The organism is Pseudovibrio sp. Ad26 (assembly GCF_001623285.1).
Classification (GTDB): Bacteria; Pseudomonadota; Alphaproteobacteria; order Rhizobiales; family Stappiaceae; genus Pseudovibrio; species Pseudovibrio ascidiaceicola.
In genome coordinates, this window is record NZ_LMCE01000032.1 from 1 (window position 1) to 511 (window position 511).

The 511-nt window shown below is 57.1% G+C and carries 1 protein-coding gene and 1 pseudogene; both read right to left on the reverse strand.

All coding sequences use genetic code 11. The annotated features are described in order from the left end of the window. Positions 1-74, reverse strand: a pseudogene (locus PsAD26_RS29625) (phage minor tail protein L); the annotation flags it as partial. Continuing rightward, positions 74-403 (reverse strand): phage tail protein, encoded by a 330-nt coding sequence (locus PsAD26_RS05495; RefSeq protein WP_000847379.1) that lies wholly within the window; start codon positions 401-403, stop codon positions 74-76. The gene PsAD26_RS05495 and the pseudogene PsAD26_RS29625, both read right to left, overlap by 1 nt. Positions 404-511 lie beyond the last annotated feature (108 nt).

Genomic DNA, 511 nt, shown 5'->3' on the forward strand with positions numbered 1-511 from the left:
TCCCAGAGCACCACGCTGGCCGACTGCTCCGCACGGGTGCATTCATTCAGTGTTTCCTGCCGGATATCCTGCATCAGTTCACCACCTGTTCAAACTCTGCGCTGAACTCAACACGCAGCATACTGACCCGCGACGACCATTTTGCGCAGGTCACCTTTATCTGCCGCCACTCATAAGGCGGCGTCCACAGAAAGGATTTCCAGCCCCCGTGCTCTTCCAGAAACGACTCCAGTACCGTGGCCTCCTCACGGGGGACAGAAAGCGTCACGCTGTACGTTTTCAGGTTGGCATTCAGCCCGGCAGGCGCTCGCTGAGAATAGCCATCACCAAAGCGCACCTTTCTTACAGAAGGGACCGAAGCCACATCCATACCGGGTTTCACTTTCCAGCGGAAGGTCTTCATCGTCCACCTCCGGAGAACAGGCCACCATCACGCATCTGTGTCTGAATTTCATCACGGGCACCCTTGCGGGCCATGTCATACACCGCCTTCAGAGCAGCCGGACCTATC